General features: G+C 41.5%; 9 protein-coding genes, 8 tRNA genes, 3 rRNA genes and 1 pseudogene. 16 read left to right on the forward strand and 5 right to left on the reverse strand.

Annotated elements, in window-relative coordinates; genetic code table 11:
• Positions 1-197 precede the first annotated feature (197 nt).
• Both RB214_RS06805 and cysK read right to left on the reverse strand, forming a co-directional pair.
• On the reverse strand, positions 198-632 hold the full coding sequence (locus RB214_RS06805; RefSeq protein WP_002963139.1) for a hypothetical protein: 435 nt from the start codon (positions 630-632) through the stop codon (positions 198-200).
• A 142-nt stretch (positions 633-774) separates the two neighbouring features.
• A complete protein-coding gene (cysK, locus tag RB214_RS06810) occupies positions 775-1,743 on the reverse strand; it encodes a cysteine synthase A (protein ID WP_002963138.1) in 969 nt (322 codons plus the stop codon).
• Between the two features lie 362 nt (positions 1,744-2,105).
• On the opposite strand from cysK, the gene RB214_RS06815 reads away from it, so the two are divergent.
• The 12 genes from RB214_RS06815 (at position 2,106) to RB214_RS06870 (ending at position 7,564) form a co-directional block, all read left to right on the forward strand.
• Positions 2,106-3,257, forward strand: a complete 1,152-nt coding sequence (locus RB214_RS06815; RefSeq protein WP_309168654.1) for a dicarboxylate/amino acid:cation symporter — start codon at positions 2,106-2,108, stop codon at positions 3,255-3,257.
• 108 nt (positions 3,258-3,365) lie between these two features.
• A complete protein-coding gene (uvrY, locus tag RB214_RS06820; protein WP_149594787.1) occupies positions 3,366-4,016 on the forward strand; it encodes a UvrY/SirA/GacA family response regulator transcription factor in 651 nt (216 codons plus the stop codon).
• 10 nt (positions 4,017-4,026) lie between these two features.
• Positions 4,027-5,850 carry an excinuclease ABC subunit UvrC gene (gene uvrC / locus RB214_RS06825; RefSeq protein WP_166421889.1) on the forward strand — a complete coding sequence of 608 codons (1,824 nt, stop codon included), beginning with the start codon at positions 4,027-4,029 and terminating at the stop codon, positions 5,848-5,850.
• 42 nt (positions 5,851-5,892) lie between these two features.
• Complete coding sequence (pgsA, locus tag RB214_RS06830; RefSeq protein WP_309168655.1) at positions 5,893-6,438, forward strand: CDP-diacylglycerol--glycerol-3-phosphate 3-phosphatidyltransferase; 546 nt, start codon at positions 5,893-5,895, stop codon at positions 6,436-6,438.
• Positions 6,439-6,650: 212 nt separating this feature from the next.
• Positions 6,651-6,726, forward strand: a tRNA-Gly gene (locus RB214_RS06835).
• Between the two features lie 31 nt (positions 6,727-6,757).
• A tRNA-Cys gene (locus RB214_RS06840) sits at positions 6,758-6,831 on the forward strand.
• Between the two features lie 37 nt (positions 6,832-6,868).
• Positions 6,869-6,955: transfer RNA gene (locus RB214_RS06845), tRNA-Leu, on the forward strand.
• Between the two features lie 64 nt (positions 6,956-7,019).
• Positions 7,020-7,095: transfer RNA gene (locus RB214_RS06850), tRNA-Gly, on the forward strand.
• A 39-nt stretch (positions 7,096-7,134) separates the two neighbouring features.
• Positions 7,135-7,221 (forward strand) — tRNA-Leu (locus tag RB214_RS06855).
• A 49-nt stretch (positions 7,222-7,270) separates the two neighbouring features.
• Positions 7,271-7,346: transfer RNA gene (locus tag RB214_RS06860), tRNA-Gly, on the forward strand.
• Positions 7,347-7,365: 19 nt separating this feature from the next.
• A tRNA-Cys gene (locus RB214_RS06865) sits at positions 7,366-7,439 on the forward strand.
• Positions 7,440-7,477: 38 nt separating this feature from the next.
• Positions 7,478-7,564: transfer RNA gene (locus RB214_RS06870), tRNA-Leu, on the forward strand.
• Between the two features lie 975 nt (positions 7,565-8,539).
• Here the strand turns inward: RB214_RS06870 and RB214_RS06875 are convergent.
• Positions 8,540-9,850 carry an IS4 family transposase gene (locus RB214_RS06875; RefSeq protein ID WP_309167426.1) on the reverse strand — a complete coding sequence of 437 codons (1,311 nt, stop codon included), beginning with the start codon at positions 9,848-9,850 and terminating at the stop codon, positions 8,540-8,542.
• Between the two features lie 117 nt (positions 9,851-9,967).
• Entirely contained in the window at positions 9,968-11,383 is a 1,416-nt protein-coding gene (locus RB214_RS06880) for a sodium:alanine symporter family protein (protein ID WP_010555303.1), read from the reverse strand.
• A 617-nt stretch (positions 11,384-12,000) separates the two neighbouring features.
• Here RB214_RS06880 and RB214_RS06885 point away from each other — a divergent pair.
• From RB214_RS06885 to rrf, 3 genes are all read left to right on the forward strand, one after another.
• A 16S ribosomal RNA gene (locus tag RB214_RS06885) occupies positions 12,001-13,536 on the forward strand.
• 298 nt (positions 13,537-13,834) lie between these two features.
• Positions 13,835-16,724, forward strand: a 23S ribosomal RNA gene (locus RB214_RS06890).
• Positions 16,725-16,929: 205 nt separating this feature from the next.
• Positions 16,930-17,044 (forward strand): 5S ribosomal RNA (gene rrf, locus RB214_RS06895).
• The 16S, 23S and 5S rRNA genes sit together here, the layout of an rRNA operon.
• Positions 17,045-17,568: 524 nt before the next feature.
• Here the strand turns inward: rrf and RB214_RS06900 are convergent.
• A pseudogene (locus RB214_RS06900) lies at positions 17,569-18,920 on the reverse strand (IS66 family transposase); the annotation flags it as partial.
• 754 nt (positions 18,921-19,674) lie between these two features.
• On the opposite strand from RB214_RS06900, the gene RB214_RS06905 reads away from it, so the two are divergent.
• Positions 19,675-20,616: a GGDEF domain-containing protein gene (locus RB214_RS06905; RefSeq protein ID WP_309168656.1), complete on the forward strand. Its 942-nt coding sequence runs from the start codon at positions 19,675-19,677 to the stop codon at positions 20,614-20,616.
• Positions 20,617-20,952: the final 336 nt, after the last annotated feature.

The following is a 20,952-nucleotide window of genomic DNA, read 5'->3' on the forward strand; positions in this document are numbered from 1 at the left end:
GGATGTAGGTAAGGGGCGTGAGCAGGACGCGGAAGCTTTGCTCGGTTTTTACTTAGCCCACTAGGTTACAAACCTCGCGCCGCGATTAAATCGCCCCTAGATTGAACAAACTTCAATCCACAAAGATCAACACGCCCTAGCTAAAGCGAAAAAGGCCTTACGAATGTAAGGCCTTTTTATGTTTAATTCATTTATTTTTAACGAGCGTAAGGGTCGGCAACAATTTTATCTATGTACCATTTTCCCTTTTTACGAAGCATTTTTACACTGCGCATTTCGTCAATTTTATCACCATTTAAATAGCCGGTAAAAATAAGGTTTATTTTAGCGTTATCGCCGTATTGTTCACGGACGCTCATATTGGTCATATCAACTTCAATGGTGACTTCATCGTATTGCATATTTACTAAGTTACGGGAAAACTGTTTAGCGGTGCCGTAGGATTTCATTATACGTGTAAGGTTGGGGGTTGCCATGGTGCTGGCTTTTTGAAGGTCTTGCTGGTTATAAAGCGCATCAAAATAAGCGGTTGCTGTATCGCCAGGAGTGTCGCCAAGTGTTTTGGTATCGTCACCACAGGCTGATAAAAATAAACAGATGACCAAACTTAATAAACTCGTGATTTTTTTCATATTAATTATTATTAATTAGTTTTTTTAAAGTGTGTGGTTTATCTATGCAGATGTAAAGGTATGGCAGGCAATAAATAGAAAATTGGATAATAAATCATAAAAAAGGATGCCTAAAGCATCCTTCTAAAAATCTTAAAATTACTTATTGTACTAGTTCTTGTTCACTAAACTCTTCATCAAACATTGGGCTTGATAAGTAACGCTCAGTTGCACTAGGTAGGATAACAACAATATTTTTATCTGCGTTTTCAGGCTTTTCAGCAATTCGCTTAGCTGCAACAACCGCTGCACCTGATGAAATACCTACTAAAATACCTTCTTTTTTCATTAACTGATGCGCCATTGCAATTGCGTCTTCGTTAGATACAAGCTCTGCGCCATCAATTAAGTCCATATCTAAGTTGCCAGGAATGAAGCCAGCACCAATACCTTGGATTTTATGAGGACCAGGTTTAATTTCTTCACCGGCAAGCGTTTGGCTAATAACTGGAGAGTTAGTTGGCTCAACAGCAATAGATTTAACGTTTAGACCTTTTTCTGTTTTGAGGTAGCGGCTAACACCTGTAATAGTACCACCAGTACCAACACCGGCTACAAAAAAGTCTACTTTGCCATCAAGCGCATCATAAATTTCAGGGCCTGTTGTTTCAAAGTGAATTTTTGGGTTTGCAGGGTTTTCGAATTGTTGTAATAAAATATACTTATCAGGTGCTGTTGCTTGAATTTCTTTTGCTTTTTCAATTGCGCCATTCATACCTTTTGCACCGTCGGTAAGTACTAGATTTGCACCTAATGCTTTTAATAGCTTGCGACGTTCTAGGCTCATGGTGTTTGGCATAGTAAGCGTTAACTTGTAACCACGTGCTGCTGCAACAAATGCAAGTGCAATACCGGTGTTCCCAGATGTTGGTTCAATAAGTTCTTTACCTTCAACAAGCTGACCTGATTTTTCAGCTTCCCAAATCATCGATGCACCAATGCGGCATTTGATACTAAAGCTTGGATTACGAGATTCAACTTTAGCGTATACATTCCCACCTGTAACACGGTTAAGTTTTACCAGCGGTGTATTACCGATGCTTAGTGAGTTATCTTCAAAAATAGTAGACATAATGTTCCTTTGGATGCAATCTGATCAACGTGTTAATAGCCTTTGCTACTAACTATATAAACACACTTTACTGTGAGTTTAAAAAAACTAAAGTAAAGTTTGGCTATAACATATATCTATTGGGCTTATAACCAGTCGAAATAAAAATCAATTATTAGCGGTGCTTTAGTTATTATAGATGCGGGCTTAATTTAAAATTTAAAGAGTAAAACTTCGTTTAGTCAAAAAATGTTCAAAAGAGTATTGAATTAAACTATGTTTGTTCAATATTTGTGCATATGAATGTAACTTGAATAGTTTTATCACACAATGCGTCTAAAACATGATAAAAACACGTATCTAAATTCAATTAAGCAATCACAATGAAATTAATCTTAAAATTAATTGCCGGTATTGTGGCCGGTATCCTAGTTGGACTATATGTACCTATAACTGGTGTTGAACTTTTATTCACAGTAAAAGAGCTGATTGGTCAAATTATCTCCTTTACCATTCCACTTATTATATTATTTTTTATTGCATCAGGTATTGCAGGCCTACCAAAAGGGTCTGGTCACTTACTTGGTAAAACAGTCGGGTTTGCTTATAGTTCTACAATTATTGCAGGTACGCTTGCATTTTTATTAGTAAGTGCTGTTATCCCTTTTTTAAGCGGTGGTATTACATTCGAGGCAGAAGTTGCTACAGAAATTGTCAGCTTTATTGATTTAGAAATTCCACCTTTGATGGGGGTAATGACCGCATTAGTAACTGCTTTTGTATTTGGTATAGGCATGAGCCAATTAGAGCTTGATACGCTTAAAAAGGTGTCTGATCAGGGCCGTGATGTGATTGACGGATTATTATCAAAAGTAATTATCCCTGCTTTACCATTTTACATTGCAGGTGTATTTGCCGAAATGACGGTAGCGGGTACTGTGGTAGATACACTGCGAACATTTGGCGTAGTACTAATTGCAGCGCTTGTTATGCACTGGTTATGGTTAAGCGTTTTATATATAGCGACAGGTGTACTATTGAAACGTAATCCAATCGAATTAGTTAAAAATATGCTACCAGCTTACTTTACAGCCTTAGGTACTATGTCAAGTGCAGCAACGATTCCAGTATCGCTTCAATCAAGTAAAGCAAATAACGTTAAAGAAGATGTAGCTAACTTTACCGTACCACTTTGCGCGACTATTCACTTATCTGGCTCAACTATCACTATAGTAACCTGTGCAATGGCTGTTATGTTTTTATCGCCAAGCATGGAAGTCCCTTCATTAATGGGTATGCTACCGTTTATTATGATGTTAGGTGTAGTAATGATTGCAGCACCAGGTGCTCCAGGTGGCGCAGTTATGTCGGCGCTTGGTCTATTAACAAGCATGCTTGGGTTTAATGAAGGCGCGGTTGCATTAATGATTGCACTTTATTTGGCACAAGATAGCTTTGGTACTGCGTGTAATGTAACGGGTGATGGTATCATTTCGTTATGGGTTGACAGATTTAGCGAAAAATCGTCATCTTAAACTATTAGGGCGAGGCAATAATATTAGTTATTGTTTCGCTTTATGTATGTTACTGTGGCAAATTAATTTAATTAAATTGCATGTTGTTAGGTAAGTGAGGATGTTCCATTGATTAATGTACTTTTAGTTGATGACCATGAACTTGTACGAACAGGAATAAAGCGTATTCTTGATGATGTACGAGGGTTTAAAGTAGTAGGTGAAGCTAAAGATGGCGAGCAGGCGGTACAATTTTGTCGTCAGCATTCACCTAACATAGTACTTATGGATATGAACATGCCAGGAATGGGCGGATTAGAGGCGACTAAAAAGATTTGTCGTTACTGCCCAGATGTAAAAATTATTGTGCTTACCGTTAATTGCGAAGACCCGTTTCCAAGCAAAGTAATGCAAATTGGTGCACATGGCTTTTTAACTAAAGGTGCTGGCTCTGATGAAATGGTACGCGCTATTCGCTGCGTTCATGCGGGGCAGCGTTATATTGCACCAGAAATTGCACAACAAATAGCACTTGCGCAAGTGACAGGCCGTACAGACGAAAACCCTTTTCAGAGTTTATCTGAGCGAGAGCTGCAAATTATGCTTATGATCACCAAAGGTGAAAAAGCACAAGATATAGCAGAGCGTTTAAATCTAAGTTCTAAAACAGTAAATAGCTATCGCTACCGTATGTTTGAAAAGTTAAATGTAGGTGGCGATGTTGAGCTTACTCATTTAGCTATTCGTCATAAAATGATTGATATAGATATTTCGTACTAACCTATAATTTATGTCTGAATTTGATCACGTACATTTTCTTAAAACGCTATCAAGCGAACCCGGTGTATACCGCATGCTTGATAGTGACAGCCAAGTTATTTATGTCGGTAAAGCCAAGCACTTAAAAAAACGTGTAAGTAGTTACTTTAGAAGTAATATTACCGATAGCAAAACACGCGTATTAGTAAATAATATTTGTGATATTGAAGTCACGCTTACCAATACCGAAACCGAAGCACTGCTGCTTGAAAATAACCTAATAAAAAAATACCAGCCTCGCTATAACATATTATTGCGCGACGATAAGTCGTATCCTTATATTTTATTGACTAATCATAAGCATCCTCGTTTAGCGTTTCATCGTGGAAGTCGTAAAATTAAAGGTGAGTACTTTGGGCCTTTCCCGAGTGCTGGTGCGGTATCTGAAAGTTTGCGCCTAATGCAAAAAATCTTTCCTGTTCGCCAATGTGAAGATGCTTATTACCGTGCTAGAAGTCGTCCGTGCCTACAATATCAGCTTAAGCGTTGCTCAGCTCCGTGCGTTAATAAAGTAACGGATGATGACTACAGTGAGCAGGTTGACTATGTTCGTAAGTTTTTAACGGGTAAATCTCACGAAGTTATTGCTGATTTAATAAAAAAAATGGAAGCAGCTAGCCAGCAATTAAACTTTGAACTGGCAGCAAAAGTTCGCGATCAAATAATGCTACTTCGTAAAATGCAGGAACAACAATCTATTTCTGGTAACTTTGCAGAAATGGATGTAGTCGGTTTTGCTCATTTAAACGGATTAAACGGCATTCATTTATTAATGATCCGCGATCATAAGGTACTTGGAAGCAAAACGTACTTCCCTAAAGTCCCTAAAGACTCGAGTGAACAAGAAATACTGACCTCATTTTTAGGGCAGTATTATTTAGCACCGGGTGCTACAGGGCGAATTGCAAAAGAAATTATACTACCGTTTGAAATAGAAGAGAGCGAAGCATTAGGTGAGGCACTCACACAAGTAAGTGAACGAAAAGTAACATTTAAAGTAGTTACTCGTGGTGAACGCGCTCAATATTTACAATTAGCGAATAAAAATGCTTTAAACAGTATTGCAGTTAAGCAAAGTACTCAAGACTCTATTAATAAACGTTATGCACAGTTAAAAGCAACACTGCGACTTGACGATATAACCCGAATGGAGTGTTTTGATATAAGCCACACCATGGGGGAGAACACCGTCGCAAGTTGTGTTGTATTTGATTCACAAGGGCCAAATACAAAAGAGTACAGGCGTTACAATGTAACGGGCATAACCGGTGGTGATGATTATGCTGCCATGGAATTTGCACTTAACAAACGCTATAACAAGTTAGTAGACGAAGACAAAATCCCTGACGTTATCTTTATTGATGGCGGTAAAGGGCAGTTAGGGCGCGCTGAGCAGTACTTTTCTAATTGGCCGCACACTAAAATGCCTTTATTAGTGGGTGTTGCAAAAGGGACTAGCCGCAAACCCGGTCTTGAAACACTATTGATTGACGGTGGACGCAAAACCATTCCGATGGATTCAGATGCGCCTGCGCTTCATTTGATTCAACATATACGCGATGAGTCTCATCGTTTTGCTATTGCAGGACACCGTAACAAACGCCAAAAACAGCGTACACAATCACTATTAGAAGAAATAAATGGAGTAGGTTCTACACGCCGCCAAACATTATTAAAATATTTAGGGGGCATGCAGGGAGTAAAAGCTGCTAATATAGAACAGTTAAAGAAAGTTCCTGGGATCAGCCCTGACATGGCTGAGAAGATATTTAACCATTTGCATGACAAGGGCTAGCCCTTCATGCGAATATAGCAAAAAAGACATATCCAAGTAGTTATGTGGAATATTCCAAACACACTTACAACATTTAGACTTTTTCTTATCCCCGTTTTTTTGGTGATATTTTATTTGCCTTATAGCTGGGCTTTTTTTGCTGCCGCCTTTATTTTTTGGCTTGCATCGATCACCGATATATTAGACGGTTATTTAGCAAGAAAGCTTGAGCAATCAACCCCCTTTGGTGCTTTTTTAGATCCTGTTGCTGATAAAGTAATGGTATGTGCTGCGCTTGTTGCATTAGCTGATCAGTACCAATCAATGTATATGACAATACCCGCACTTATTATTATAAGTCGTGAAATTATTATATCCGCACTTCGTGAATGGATGGCAGAGCAGGGTAAGCGTGGTAATGTTGCTGTATCAAACATGGGTAAAATAAAGACGGCTGCACAAATGTTAGCCATTATCGGTTTGATTTGGCAATACGATACCTGGATGAACTATTTAAGCTTTGCACTATTGTATATTGCGACCTTTTTAACCTTGAGTTCTATGATGCAATATTTACGTGCAGCATGGGGTGAATTGACTAAAAATTAACTCTAAATGTATAATAACGCACCGTTTTAGATAAAAAACAAGCAAACAGTTCAAAACTAGCATTTTTTGTATTGACGCGTTTAATAATCTCTGTAGAATGCGTCCGTGTTGAGAGGGCATAGCCCCCGAGATAAACGAAACGGTAATTAATCAGTTACCTGAATGTTCACATAAATCATCATGTGCTTATTCAATTAATTGATAAATAAAATGCGGTACTAGCTCAGTTGGTAGAGCGCGACCTTGCCAAGGTCGAGGTCACGAGTTCGAGCCTCGTGTACCGCTCCAAGTTTATCTCAAGGTTAATACCCCGTACTGGGGCGGAATGGCAGAGTGGCCATGCACCGGATTGCAAATCCGTTTACCTCGGTTCGACTCCGGGTTCCGCCTCCATTTCAACACTCCACACGCTTTAATTAGCAAACTCGATGCCCGAGTGGTGGAATTGGTAGACACAAGGGATTTAAAATCCCTCGACTAACAAGTCGTGCCGGTTCAAGTCCGGCCTCGGGCACCACTTTGTGGTTTAATTGCATTACCAAGTGTAATTTATAAAATGATTAATTTAGAATTAATATGATGCGGTACTAGCTCAGTTGGTAGAGCGCGACCTTGCCAAGGTCGAGGTCACGAGTTCGAGCCTCGTGTACCGCTCCATATTAGTTTTATCCACTTGCTTTTAATAGCAAACTCGATGCCCGAGTGGTGGAATTGGTAGACACAAGGGATTTAAAATCCCTCGACTAACAAGTCGTGCCGGTTCAAGTCCGGCCTCGGGCACCACTTTAATTTATTTTACCAAGATAACTTAAAGTTGATAAAACAGTATTTTGCGGTACTAGCTCAGTTGGTAGAGCGCGACCTTGCCAAGGTCGAGGTCACGAGTTCGAGCCTCGTGTACCGCTCCAAATTATTTGGATACATTTAGGCGGAATGGCAGAGTGGCCATGCACCGGATTGCAAATCCGTTTACCTCGGTTCGACTCCGGGTTCCGCCTCCATATAATTTACTCCACACGCTTTAATTAGCAAACTCGATGCCCGAGTGGTGGAATTGGTAGACACAAGGGATTTAAAATCCCTCGACTAACAAGTCGTGCCGGTTCAAGTCCGGCCTCGGGCACCATCTATATATTAAGCGCTCTGCTTAAAAAATATCTAATAAATCATTCTAATATCTATAAAATATTCAGTAAAACCCTGATTTCTCATTTCTCATTTCTCATTTCTATGATTTATATTATCTTGATATGCACTATTTTATGCATGGTTTACCCAATAATAGCGTTGTGTGATAGTTCAGTATGAGTTTGTATATCTATCGTATTAAAGATATATATGAGTAGGCATAATGTAATATTTCCAAACCCAGTCCTATAACGCCTCAAATAAACCAGCCATTTAATCCTTAACGACATACAATACTTGATGCTAATGAATACACTTTGAACTGAACTAAGGGTCATAGACTTATGATACCAACTAGCAAAGTAGGCCATTAGCTTTAAAAAATTTAAACAATGAAGTAATCTACAGCTCGAGAGCAAATAAGCTTGAAAGTAAAGTTCAAACACTCATATGCTTGTAGCATAAAGTAATACTAATCCGCTTATATATCGGGTCTATTTAAGGTTAAGGAAATTACGCTAGATCTATGCAAAAAATTTTATATCTAGTGTTCTCGGCAATTGCTCCCTGCATTGCTCTACCTCCTACATCCATGCAGTCGTAAATAAAAAATTTTTAACGACGTTATAGGCAATTTAATTCGTTAAATTGCTCAGAGATTTATGCAGGTTGGTATAGTTGTCGAATTGGTTGCTAACACATGCTCATTGGAAGTTAAAAATCGCGGGTAAGAGTAAGTCTAGAGTTATGGTGAGAACTTCAAAGAGGTAAACAATAAAGTGCTTATACATAATGCAGAGCTATGGGCATTAAACATCTGTTTTTGTAGGTTGTCTTGTCTAGGCTGATAATCAGATAATGTCTATACAGTTCTTATCGTCCGTAACAGCTTTTAGTTATAAATGATCGAGTGTTATGTGTCAGGACTTTTTATTTTTAGAACTAAAAAAGCGAGCCGTAGCTCTAATGCCGTTCACTTAAGGTGAGCGGCTTTTTTATTTCTAGCGTACCGCTGTGGTCTTGGCTTGACTGCACGAGGAAAACCTCGATCCCTTCGAGGCTCTAGAATTAGGCTTTCTGCCATCGCATAAAAGTATTTTAATTGACGTGGTATGGCTCCAGGTGTTGAATAAGGTAATCCAACAAGCAACCTCATTATTTGAGCTAAACTACCATTGAAACTCAGTTGGTACGGTAAATAATCACCTTTTAATGTGTGGCACATTTTTACCATCTGATATCGCACCATATTATAAGTAAGCAACACTCCCCACAGCTCTTGCTTTACAAGCGCTGGTAAGCGACTTCTTAATGTTAATCGATTGCCCAGCATATATTGCTTTTGTTCCCGATAACCAAGCTCTATCTCCCAGCGGTGACTGTACAAATCACCTATATCGGCTGATAGATATCGCATCGGATCTGTCATAGATGTCATCACACTATATGATTTCCCCTTTATTTTTCGAGTCACTAACCTCGCGATTAAGGTGTTAGGCAGCGTTGGCCACATCTTTCTTGCTCTTGGGTTGCTGCTAAGTTGGACTAATTTATCATTACGCCCTAATGTTTGAATAACTTCATATTGCACATTTTTTTTCAGGGGGATTAGCCAATGGCGTTCACTGCCAGTTGTTTGCCATTTATGTAAAAGCCCTAAAGAATAGAAACCTTTGTCGAATAAAGTGAGACTGTTATCGGGTGTGGTTTCTATAAGCTTTTCAGCCAGCACCATTTCATTGACCTTGTAATCATCAAAAGCACTCCCCGTGATTAGGTGGCTGCTTAGCTCCATTTGACACACCATTCTGACCTGTGGGTATTGTGTATTAGTCGGTTTTGTAAAGGCTTCATTGTTTTGGGGTGAGTCATCCGTACGCCAAACGACACCATCGACACCAAGCAAGGTAAGCCCATTCCAATGAGGATGATTAGCGTCATTATTCCAATGCCTTTGGGTGCATTCAAATAAGGCTTTCATGGCGGCTTCACCTAGGTTTTTACGACGCTGAGTTAAAGCGCTTGGCGCAACAAATGGCTTACCATCGCGGTCAACAATGTCGAGCATATTAACGACATCGGCCATCGATTTGTCATTATAAATAACCATCCCGATCAACAACCAAGCCATCGATTCTAGGGTTAGTTTTCTTTTTCGTAGTGTAACGGTTTCGGTCAGTGCATAGGCTTCTTCGATAAGAGATAAAGGGAGTAAGTCTGCGAGTGTTTCAACGTCATTAGGTTTGATGTTGTTAATAATATCGAGAGCATTAGAAAGTTGCATAAAAAAATCCGAATTCTACAAAAGAATTCGGATTCTTACATACCTAGAAGATCGTTCAAGTGCTATTAACTAATTCTTAAATGATCGGCATTAGAGCCGTAGCTCGCTGTTTATTGTTTATTTCCAGGCCTCGGGATCGACCTCTTTAGCAAGTTTAGGATGCTTACTTTTGTCAAAGGTGGGTATTAAGCCCTTTTTGCGTTGTTCGTTGTAATCTTTAGAGAGCCATACAACAACACCTGAAAGCATAAATAGCGCTATAACGTTTACAATGGCCATTAAACCCATTGATATATCTGCCAGCGTCCAAATTAAACCAAGCTCACCAACAGCACCAAACATCACCATACCTAAAACAACAAGTCTAAAGATAAACATACCTTTATTAGAGTTGTGCTCTAAAAACATTAAATTTGTTTCAGCGTAAGAGTAATTAGCCACAATAGAAGTAAAAGCAAAAAACAATATAGCAATGGCAATAAAGTAAGTACCCCAGTCGCCGACATGTTCTTGTAATGCTGCTTGTGTAAGTTCAATCCCCATAACACCAGATTCAGGCACTAATTGCTGCGATAGTAAAATAAGAGAAGCAGTCGCTGTACAAATAACAATAGTATCAATAAATACACCTAGCATTTGCACATAACCTTGTGATGCTGGATGAGGAGGGTAAGGTGTCGCAGTAGCTGCAGCATTAGCTGCACTACCCATACCAGCTTCGTTTGAGAATAAGCCACGCTTTATACCTTGGATCATAGCTTGTGTAACACCATAACCAATTGCACCTGCACCAGCTTGTTCAATACCAAAAGCACTTTTTATTATAAGTACAATTACATCCGGTAATGCAGTAAAGTTAATAGCGCATACATAAAGAGCAACTAATAAGTAAGCTAATGCCATAAATGGCACAACCATTTCAGCAAAACGAGAAATCGTTTTCAAACCACCAAAAATAATAATACCAGAGCCAATAACCAAGCAAATGCCTACTATATACTTAGGTACATCAAACGCTACTTCAAATGCTGCAGCAATAGAGTTTGACTGTACGGCGTTAAATACCAAACCAAAGGCTAAAATTAAGCATAACGAGAATAAAGTCCCCATCCAGCGTTTACCTAAACCGTTTTGCATATAATAAGCAGGGCCACCTCTAAAATTGCCATCAGCATCTTTTGTTTTATAAGCCTGAGCCAAAGTACTTTCAGCAAAGCTTGTAGCCATACCTATTAATGCAATCAGCCACATCCAAAAAATAGCACCTGGCCCACCTAGGTATAAGGCAACAGCAACGCCAGCCATATTACCTGTACCAACGCGTGCAGCTAACGAAGTACAAAAAGCCTGAAAGGATGAAATTTCATTATCGGCACATTTACGAGAGCCAAACATAACTTTGAACATATGTGGAAATTGCACAAATTGAATAAAGCCTAGTCGAAAAGTAAAGAAGAGGCCCGCTGCTATTAATAAGTAGACGAGAACTTGGCCCCATAGAAGGGCACTTATACTATTTATTATGTCTGTCATGGATACTGCCTAAATACATGAGTTAAAAAAAGTGACCGCAACTTATCACATCAGGATAAAAGTGTTTAGTTTTAAAGTTCAAAAACAGAGTTATCAACAGGGTTTTGTGGGTAACTTGTGCTTATCGTGTGCGCTTGCTTGGGGCTTAATTTTAATTACTATTTTATGCAAATAACGCTTGCGTAAAATCCGCCGCTCCCTATAATGCGACCCCACTGAGACGGGAAACGCCAACGCATAGCGAGGCACGAACTACTCAGAGAGTTAAATAAAACTTCGGTTTTAAATCTTCTAAAAAGAAAGTTTAAAACAAAGTGTTGACTCGAAAAATAAAGGGTGTATTATTCGCATCCCTTGAGACGCTAAAGCGACTCAAGACGTTCTTTAACAATATAAAGCAATCATCTGTGTGGGCACTCGTACAGATTGAGTTCTAACAGCCAAGCTACTTCGTTCTTTATTGAGCAAGTAATGAGGCAAACAAATTAGAGTCTCAATTGAAAACTGAGTGACCAACAGAATAGTTATTTCGGTAATTATTCGGCACAGTCAATTCAATATCGAAAGATATTAAAAAATTCAGAATTCATTGAGCTGTCGAAAGACATAAAACTTTTTAATTGAAGAGTTTGATCATGGCTCAGATTGAACGCTGGCGGCAGGCCTAACACATGCAAGTCGAGCGGTAACAGAGAGTAGCTTGCTACTTTGCTGACGAGCGGCGGACGGGTGAGTAATGCTTGGGAACATGCCTTGAGGTGGGGGACAACAGTTGGAAACGACTGCTAATACCGCATAATGTCTACGGACCAAAGGGGGCTTCGGCTCTCGCCTTTAGATTGGCCCAAGTGGGATTAGCTAGTTGGTGAGGTAATGGCTCACCAAGGCGACGATCCCTAGCTGGTTTGAGAGGATGATCAGCCACACTGGGACTGAGACACGGCCCAGACTCCTACGGGAGGCAGCAGTGGGGAATATTGCACAATGGGCGCAAGCCTGATGCAGCCATGCCGCGTGTGTGAAGAAGGCCTTCGGGTTGTAAAGCACTTTCAGTCAGGAGGAAAGGTTAGTAGTTAATACCTGCTAGCTGTGACGTTACTGACAGAAGAAGCACCGGCTAACTCCGTGCCAGCAGCCGCGGTAATACGGAGGGTGCGAGCGTTAATCGGAATTACTGGGCGTAAAGCGTACGCAGGCGGTTTGTTAAGCGAGATGTGAAAGCCCCGGGCTCAACCTGGGAACTGCATTTCGAACTGGCAAACTAGAGTGTGATAGAGGGTGGTAGAATTTCAGGTGTAGCGGTGAAATGCGTAGAGATCTGAAGGAATACCGATGGCGAAGGCAGCCACCTGGGTCAACACTGACGCTCATGTACGAAAGCGTGGGGAGCAAACGGGATTAGATACCCCGGTAGTCCACGCCGTAAACGATGTCTACTAGAAGCTCGGAGCCTCGGTTCTGTTTTTCAAAGCTAACGCATTAAGTAGACCGCCTGGGGAGTACGGCCGCAAGGTTAAAACTCAAATGAATTGACGGGGGCCCGCACAAGCGGTGGAGCATGTGGTTTAATTCGATGCAACGCGAAGAACCTTACCTACACTTGACATACAGAGAACTTACCAGAGATGGTTTGGTGCCTTCGGGAACTCTGATACAGGTGCTGCATGGCTGTCGTCAGCTCGTGTTGTGAGATGTTGGGTTAAGTCCCGCAACGAGCGCAACCCCTATCCTTAGTTGCTAGCAGGTAATGCTGAGAACTCTAAGGAGACTGCCGGTGATAAACCGGAGGAAGGTGGGGACGACGTCAAGTCATCATGGCCCTTACGTGTAGGGCTACACACGTGCTACAATGGCGCATACAGAGTGCTGCGAACTCGCGAGAGTAAGCGAATCACTTAAAGTGCGTCGTAGTCCGGATTGGAGTCTGCAACTCGACTCCATGAAGTCGGAATCGCTAGTAATCGCGTATCAGAATGACGCGGTGAATACGTTCCCGGGCCTTGTACACACCGCCCGTCACACCATGGGAGTGGGTTGCTCCAGAAGTAGATAGTCTAACCCTCGGGAGGACGTTTACCACGGAGTGATTCATGACTGGGGTGAAGTCGTAACAAGGTAGCCCTAGGGGAACCTGGGGCTGGATCACCTCCTTATACGATTTAGAACTTATTTGTTCGTAGTGTCCACACAGATGATTGTTAATTAGTGCGTGTCCTTCGGGATAACTAATTAATATGCTCTTTAAAAATTTGGAAAAGCTGATAATAAAATTCTGATAGATACATTGTATTTATCAAGAGTTTTCAAAAGTAAAAAAAGAATGGTAGCAGTACCATTCAGTGCCATTTAATTAACTCTTAGGAGTTGATTGATTGGTATCTACTTTAGTATTCAATATTGACTTCTGGCGAAGTTAAACTGTCACAAAACAAAGACCCGTTTGGGTTGTATGGTTAAGTGACTAAGCGTACACGGTGGATGCCTTGGCAGTTGGAGGCGATGAAGGACGTATTAACTTGCGATAAGCCTAGTCAAGCTAGTAAAAAGCGCTTGAGACTAGGATTTCCGAATGGGGAAACCCACCTGCTTGCAGGTATCGTTAACTGAATACATAGGTTAACGAGGCGAACGCGGAGAACTGAAACATCTAAGTACCCGTAGGAAAAGAAATCAACCGAGATTCCGAAAGTAGCGGCGAGCGAAATCGGAACAGCCCTTAAGCTTATTATGTGTTAATGGAAGGCTCTGGAAAGTGCCACGATACAGGGTGATAGTCCCGTACATGAAAAGACATTTTAAGTGAAATCGAGTAGGTCGGAGCACGTGAAACTTTGACTGAATATAGGTGGACCATCATCTAAGGCTAAATACTCCCAACTGACCGATAGTGAACCAGTACCGTGAGGGAAAGGCGAAAAGAACCCCTGTGAGGGGAGTGAAATAGAACCTGAAACCGTGTACGTACAAGCAGTAGGAGCCCACTTGTTGGGTGACTGCGTACCTTTTGTATAATGGGTCAGCGACTTATATTTTGTAGCGAGGTTAACCGAATAGGGTAGCCGTAGGGAAACCGAGTCTTAACTGGGCGACTAGTTGCAAGGTATAGACCCGAAACCCGGTGATCTAGCCATGGGCAGGTTGAAGGTTGAGTAACATCAACTGGAGGACCGAACCCACTAACGTTGAAAAGTTAGGGGATGACCTGTGGCTAGGAGTGAAAGGCTAATCAAACCGGGAGATAGCTGGTTCTCCCCGAAATCTATTTAGGTAGAGCCTCGGACGAATACTTACGGGGGTAGAGCACTGTTAAGGCTAGGGGGTCATCCCGACTTACCAACCCTTTGCAAACTCCGAATACCGTAAAGTAATATCCGGGAGACACACGGCGGGTGCTAACGTCCGTCGTGAAGAGGGAAACAACCCAGACCGCCAGCTAAGGTCCCAAAGTCATAGTTAAGTGGGAAACGATGTGGAAAGGCCCAGACAGCCAGGAGGTTGGCTTAGAAGCAGCCATCCTTTAAAGAAAGCGTAATAGCTCACTGGTCGAGTCGGTCTGCGCGGAAGATGTAACGGGGCTAAACTATGCACCGAAGCTGCGGATTCAGAATTTATTCTGAGTGGTAGGGGAGCGTTCTGTAAGCGGTTGAAGGTGTACCGGGAGGTATGCTGGACGTATCAGAAGTGCGAATGCTGACATGAGTAACGATAATGGGAGTGAAAAACTCCCACGCCGGAAGACCAAGGGTTCCTATCCCATGTTAATCAGGGTAGGGTAAGTCGACCCCTAAGGCGAGGCCGAAAGGCGTAGTCGATGGGAAACAGATTAATATTTCTGTACTCGATATAATTGCGATGGGGGGACGGAGCAGGCTAAGCAAGCATAGCGTTGGTAGTCTATGTGAAAGTGAGTAGGGCGTTTGTTTAGGTAAATCCGGACAAACATTAAACCTGAGACACGAGACGAGTCACTACGGTGATGAAGTTGCTGATGCCATACTTCCAGGAAAAGCCTCTAAGCTTCAGATTATATGGAATCGTACCCCAAACCGACACAGGTGGTCAGGTAGAGAATACTAAGGCGCTTGAGAGAACTCGGGTGAAGGAACTAGGCAAAATCGTACCGTAACTTCGGGAGAAGGTACGCTCCTATCTGTGATGAGACTTGCTCTCTAAGCGGACGGGAGCCGCAGTGACCAGGTGGCTGGGACTGTTTATTAAAAACACAGCACTGTGCAAAATCGCAAGATGACGTATACGGTGTGACACCTGCCCGGTGCCGGAAGGTTAATTGATGGGGTTATCCTTAGGGAGAAGCTCTTGATCGAAGCCCCGGTAAACGGCGGCCGTAACTATAACGGTCCTAAGGTAGCGAAATTCCTTGTCGGGTAAGTTCCGACCTGCACGAATGGTGTAACCATGGCCACGCTGTCTCCACCCGAGACTCAGTGAAATTGAAATCGCAGTGAAGATGCTGTGTACCCGCGGCTAGACGGAAAGACCCCGTGAACCTTTACTACAGCTTGGCACTGAACATTGAACCTACATGTGTAGGATAGGTGGGAGACTTTGAAGCAGCGACGCTAGTTGTTGTGGAGTCGTCCTTGAAATACCACCCTTGTAGTTTTGATGTTCTAACGTTGGCCCCTGAATCGGGGTTACGGACAGTGCCTGGTGGGTAGTTTGACTGGGGCGGTCTCCTCCTAAAGAGTAACGGAGGAGCACGAAGGTTGGCTAAGTACGGTCGGACATCGTACGGTTAGTGTAATGGTAGAAGCCAGCTTAACTGCGAGACAGACACGTCGAGCAGGTACGAAAGTAGGTCATAGTGATCCGGTGGTTCTGAATGGAAGGGCCATCGCTCAACGGATAAAAGGTACTCCGGGGATAACAGGCTGATACCGCCCAAGAGTTCATATCGACGGCGGTGTTTGGCACCTCGATGTCGGCTCATCACATCCTGGGGCTGAAGTCGGTCCCAAGGGTATGGCTGTTCGCCATTTAAAGTGGTACGCGAGCTGGGTTTAGAACGTCGTGAGACAGTTCGGTCCCTATCTGCCGTGGGCGTTTGAGAATTGAGAGGGGTTGCTCCTAGTACGAGAGGACCGGAGTGAACGAACCGCTGGTGTTCGGGTTGTCATGCCAATGGCATTGCCCGGTAGCTACGTTCGGAACTGATAAGCGCTGAAAGCATCTAAGCGCGAAGCAGGCCTCGAGATGAGTTCTCACTAGACTTTTAAAGTCTCTGAAGGGCCGTTGAAGACTACAACGTTGATAGGCAAGATGTGGAAGTGGTGTGAGCCATTAAGCTAACTTGTACTAATTACCCGTGAGGCTTAACCATACAACGCCAAACGCGTTTTATGCGACAGTTTAGATAGAAGTTAATATAACTAAAGTAGATATTACTGAAAAGACTTAAAAAATATTATCAGATATTTTCCAAATTAAAGAGGTGACTCTTAGCGCGTAGCGTTAAAGTTGAGGCACCTTGCGCAAAGAAAATGGTAGCACTACGTGCTTGTCATTGATTCTTTGCACCTAATTTGCTTGGTGACAATAGCGTTTTGGACCCACCTGACTCCATGCCGAACTCAGTAGTGAAACGAAACAGCGCCGATGATAGTGTAGCATTTGCTATGTGAAAGTAGGACATTACCAGGCTTCAAATTGTAGAGAGCCCGACTAGAAATAGTCGGGCTTTTTTACGTCTGCAGAAAAGTGAAATGTGCGCAATTAACACACATTCATAACGCGACACAAAGAGAGTGTAGCATTTCACTGTGGCTCCCCACCGCTGTGGGCACTACGACATCCTACTGCGTAGCGCACCGACCTTAAATTGTAGAGAGCCCGATTCGAAAGAGTCGGGCTTTTTTACGTCTGCAGAAAAGTGAAATGTGCGCAATTAATAGGCACTCACATCAGCACTCATCGCGTAGGGCGGGTGAGCGCAATGACTCCCGACGCTAGAATTACAGTAAAATCACTCAATATTTCAGTCGGCCGAAACAGTAGCATTTCACTGTTACTCTCCACCGCTGTGGGCACTACGACATTCTACTGCGTAGCGCACCGACCTCACATTGTAGAGAGCCCGACTAGAAATGGTCGGGCTTTTTTACGTCTGCATAAAAGTAAAATGTGCGCAATTAACATATACTCAGTAAACGTCCGGTGATCATCACCTAGATATTGATATTCCAAGGCAATAATTGTTCTATGTCTGGCTCAGGCTGACAAAGCTCATCGAGGCAATGCATGATGTAATCAAATGGCGTTAAGCCGTTGGATCTTGCAGTTTCGATGATGCTGTATAGGTGAGCGCTTGTTATTGCGCCGCGTGAGGTTTGGCTAAACATCCAGTTCTTACGGCCAATAACAAATGGTTTGATAGCGCGCTCGGCGCGGTTATTGTCGATATTAAGCTGACCATTTTCAAGGTAAACTATAAGTTTATGCCATTGATTAGCGAGATAGGTTGCTGCCTCTGCTAACTTGGTTTTCCCGACTAAACGTGGCTGGTTTTGCTCTAGCCATTTATGCAGTTTATCAATAATAGGTTTCGCTTGCTCTTGCCTTATTTCATGCTTTTGTTCTGGTGTTTTATCGTTGAGTTTTGATTCAATGCCGTACAGTTTTTGAATAAGACTCAAGACTACGTCGGCTTTGCCTGTCTTGTTTTTACCCTGCACGTGTTTTGCTTCTATAAATTTACGACGTGCATGGGCCCAGCAACCAACGAGTGTTGATTGCGTTTGTGCATACGCTTGATAACCATCAACCTGTAAATAGCCCGAATAGCCATCCAGATAATTAACCACACAGGAAGCTGCCCGACTGTTTTGATAGTCGTAAAGCACAATGTTTGGTATTGGGTTGTGTTTATTTATAGCCGATGGCGAATCCGTGCCGGTACAATATAGCCACATGTAACTTTTTACTTTGTCGGCGTTGACCACATTGACCGTCGTTTCATCGGCATGTATCGCAGGCTGTTTATGTAACGCGTGTTTCAGTCGTTGTATCAGCGGTTCAAACAAGGTAGCGGATGCGAGTACCCAGTCACTCATGGTTTTACGGCTAAGCTCAATGCCGTATTGCTTGAACATCGACTCTTGTCTGTGCAGTGGCATGCATATTGATATTTGCTGGTGATGATTTGACTTAACAAACTGGACGTGGCCATGCCTTTGTTGATGGCCATGTTTGGCATCTTGGCTTGTTTAATACTGTTATTCGACCCTGACTTATCACATTCACGACACGCGTACTTTGGGCGAATATGCTCAATGACTTTTATCTTTGCGGGGACGAAGTCGAGCTTTTCGCTGACGTCTTCACCCATTTTATGCAATTCATTACCACAGCAGGTACACAACTTGTCTTCTTCGGCAATGTCATGAATCACTTGCTCACGGGGTAAGTCTTTGGGTAATGGTTTGCGCTTTGGTGTTTTGCGAGTGTAGCTAATCTCTTGCGTAGCAAGCTCATCAGGTTGCTCAATGATGTCTTCGGCTTCATTAAACAATTCACCTTGTGCGTATAGCTTTCTTTAGCGACACCTTGAGCTTTTACCTTTAGAGTACTACCAAGAGGGATTATTATGCTTTAGTGTGGGTGAGCTTGTTTCGAGCTAAATACGGATGCTTAGGGCATCTATTAAGCAGCCTTGAGGGTTAATTCATACATCAAACTTTACGCTTTACTTAACCAACACAAGGGTACAGGCATATACTTATAGCAACTCGATTTTTTTGGATTTTCAGTAGTACTAGCTAACGTTATTTGGCCATAATCTGTAGCTTCTTTTGTTGCTTAATATGCTATAACTCTTGTTTGCATCGTTGTATAAATACTTTGATTTGAAGAGTTAATTGATTGGTTGCTTGGCTCAATACATATATACAGTACCGTTAACACCATCTTTAACTACGTGTGTTATATCACTACTTTAACTATTACTAGTACTATTAGTGCGGGTAGTGTGGGAATAAAAAAGTAAACTTATTTATTTTTTAACCCTTAATATTATTGCATTATCCCTAACAAAGGTAAGTAATGGTTAAAGTATTCGCTTTTATCAACCCGAAATAACTAATCTTAAGAGTTGATTTAAATATAAAGTTGGTCCATTATCGCACGCTGTTTACGGTTTGCTTACTTTCTGTGTACAAGTAAGCTTTTATATATTAATAAAATAAATAGAAATTATGTACGAATATTCAAACAAGTCGGAAAGGAAACTCATTGTTCGATTCTTCTCTTCAATAGGGTTTATAGCAACGTTTTCTATGGCTAGCTTAGCATTTATTAATAGCAGTTATTTATTAGCGTGTACCTTGGTGGTTTCTTCGTTTGTTTATTTATTGGCATTTAGCATAAGTAGGGGAGTAGAGAAGTCAGGCACTATAATTTTATACAACCTTTATGCACTAATGTTTTACCTAGTCCTCACTGGTGGAGCACAAGGAACAGGGCCTATATGGATATTCATAGTGTCTCCTGTTACTTATTCAATACGCGGACTTAAGCGAGGTACATTTGATATAATTTTGTTTTTATTAGCGATTTTTTTAGGCTTTTACTGCGCTGATACATTCAATATATATGACTATAGTCCGGAACAGTTTCCTATCAGAATCATACTCGCTTTTATAATTGTCGCGTCGCTGAGTGGCTACTACGAGTTTTCAAGAGAAAAATACAGCAGTAAAATAATTGCTTTGAGTCAAAAGAATGAATTTTTAGCAACTATAGATCCACTCACCAACCTGCCAAACCGTCGCTATACCATGAATAAGCTTGTGGCTTTTAAAAGTGAGCTGAAAGATAATAATACTCCCTTTGTAATTTTATTAGCTGATGTAGATAATTTTAAAAAAATTAATGATCAATTCGGCCATGATTTTGGCGATGAAGCACTTATTCAGTTAGCTAAAACCTTTGATAAAAGTATTCCAAAAAATGCGATTGCATCACGTTGGGGCGGAGAGGAGTTTTTAATTGTTATCCCAAATGCAACAGTTGAGCAGGGGGAGCAAGTTGCAGAAAAAATCCACAACGCCCTTGAAGCTTCAGCTGTGAGCTTATTTTCAGATAGTACCAATATTACGCTAAGTATTGGTGTTATCTCTGCAAGTGCCGAACGCTCAATTGATCTTGATATCAAGCGTGCTGATGAACTACTTTATAAAGCAAAAGCGCAAGGTAAAAACAGAACGTGTTCTTCTTAAAAGTTTATCTACTTTAATCCATTGAAAACGAATCAAGTGATGGCTTTATTTTAGCCTTTCTGCGCTTTACGCTCATGTAACACATTGCATTACAGGCAATCTGCATTGTAATTAATAGCCAATAACTGATGCCTAAGTCACTTAGGTTATTTATTTTTTCGCTAGTAAAGTAATAGGCTACGGCGATTATCTGAAGAACTAAAAAGCTATTTAAAAACCTCAGTAAACGCTGTTTAAAGTAAGTATGCTTATATTTACTAAAAATTATTAGACAGCTGCTTAGCGCTAATAAAAACCAACTTAAAATGATACAAAAATTAACTAAAGTACTGTGCA

The sequence above is a fragment of the Pseudoalteromonas sp. HL-AS1 genome (assembly GCF_031198785.1).
Taxonomy (GTDB): Bacteria; Pseudomonadota; Gammaproteobacteria; order Enterobacterales; family Alteromonadaceae; genus Pseudoalteromonas; species Pseudoalteromonas distincta.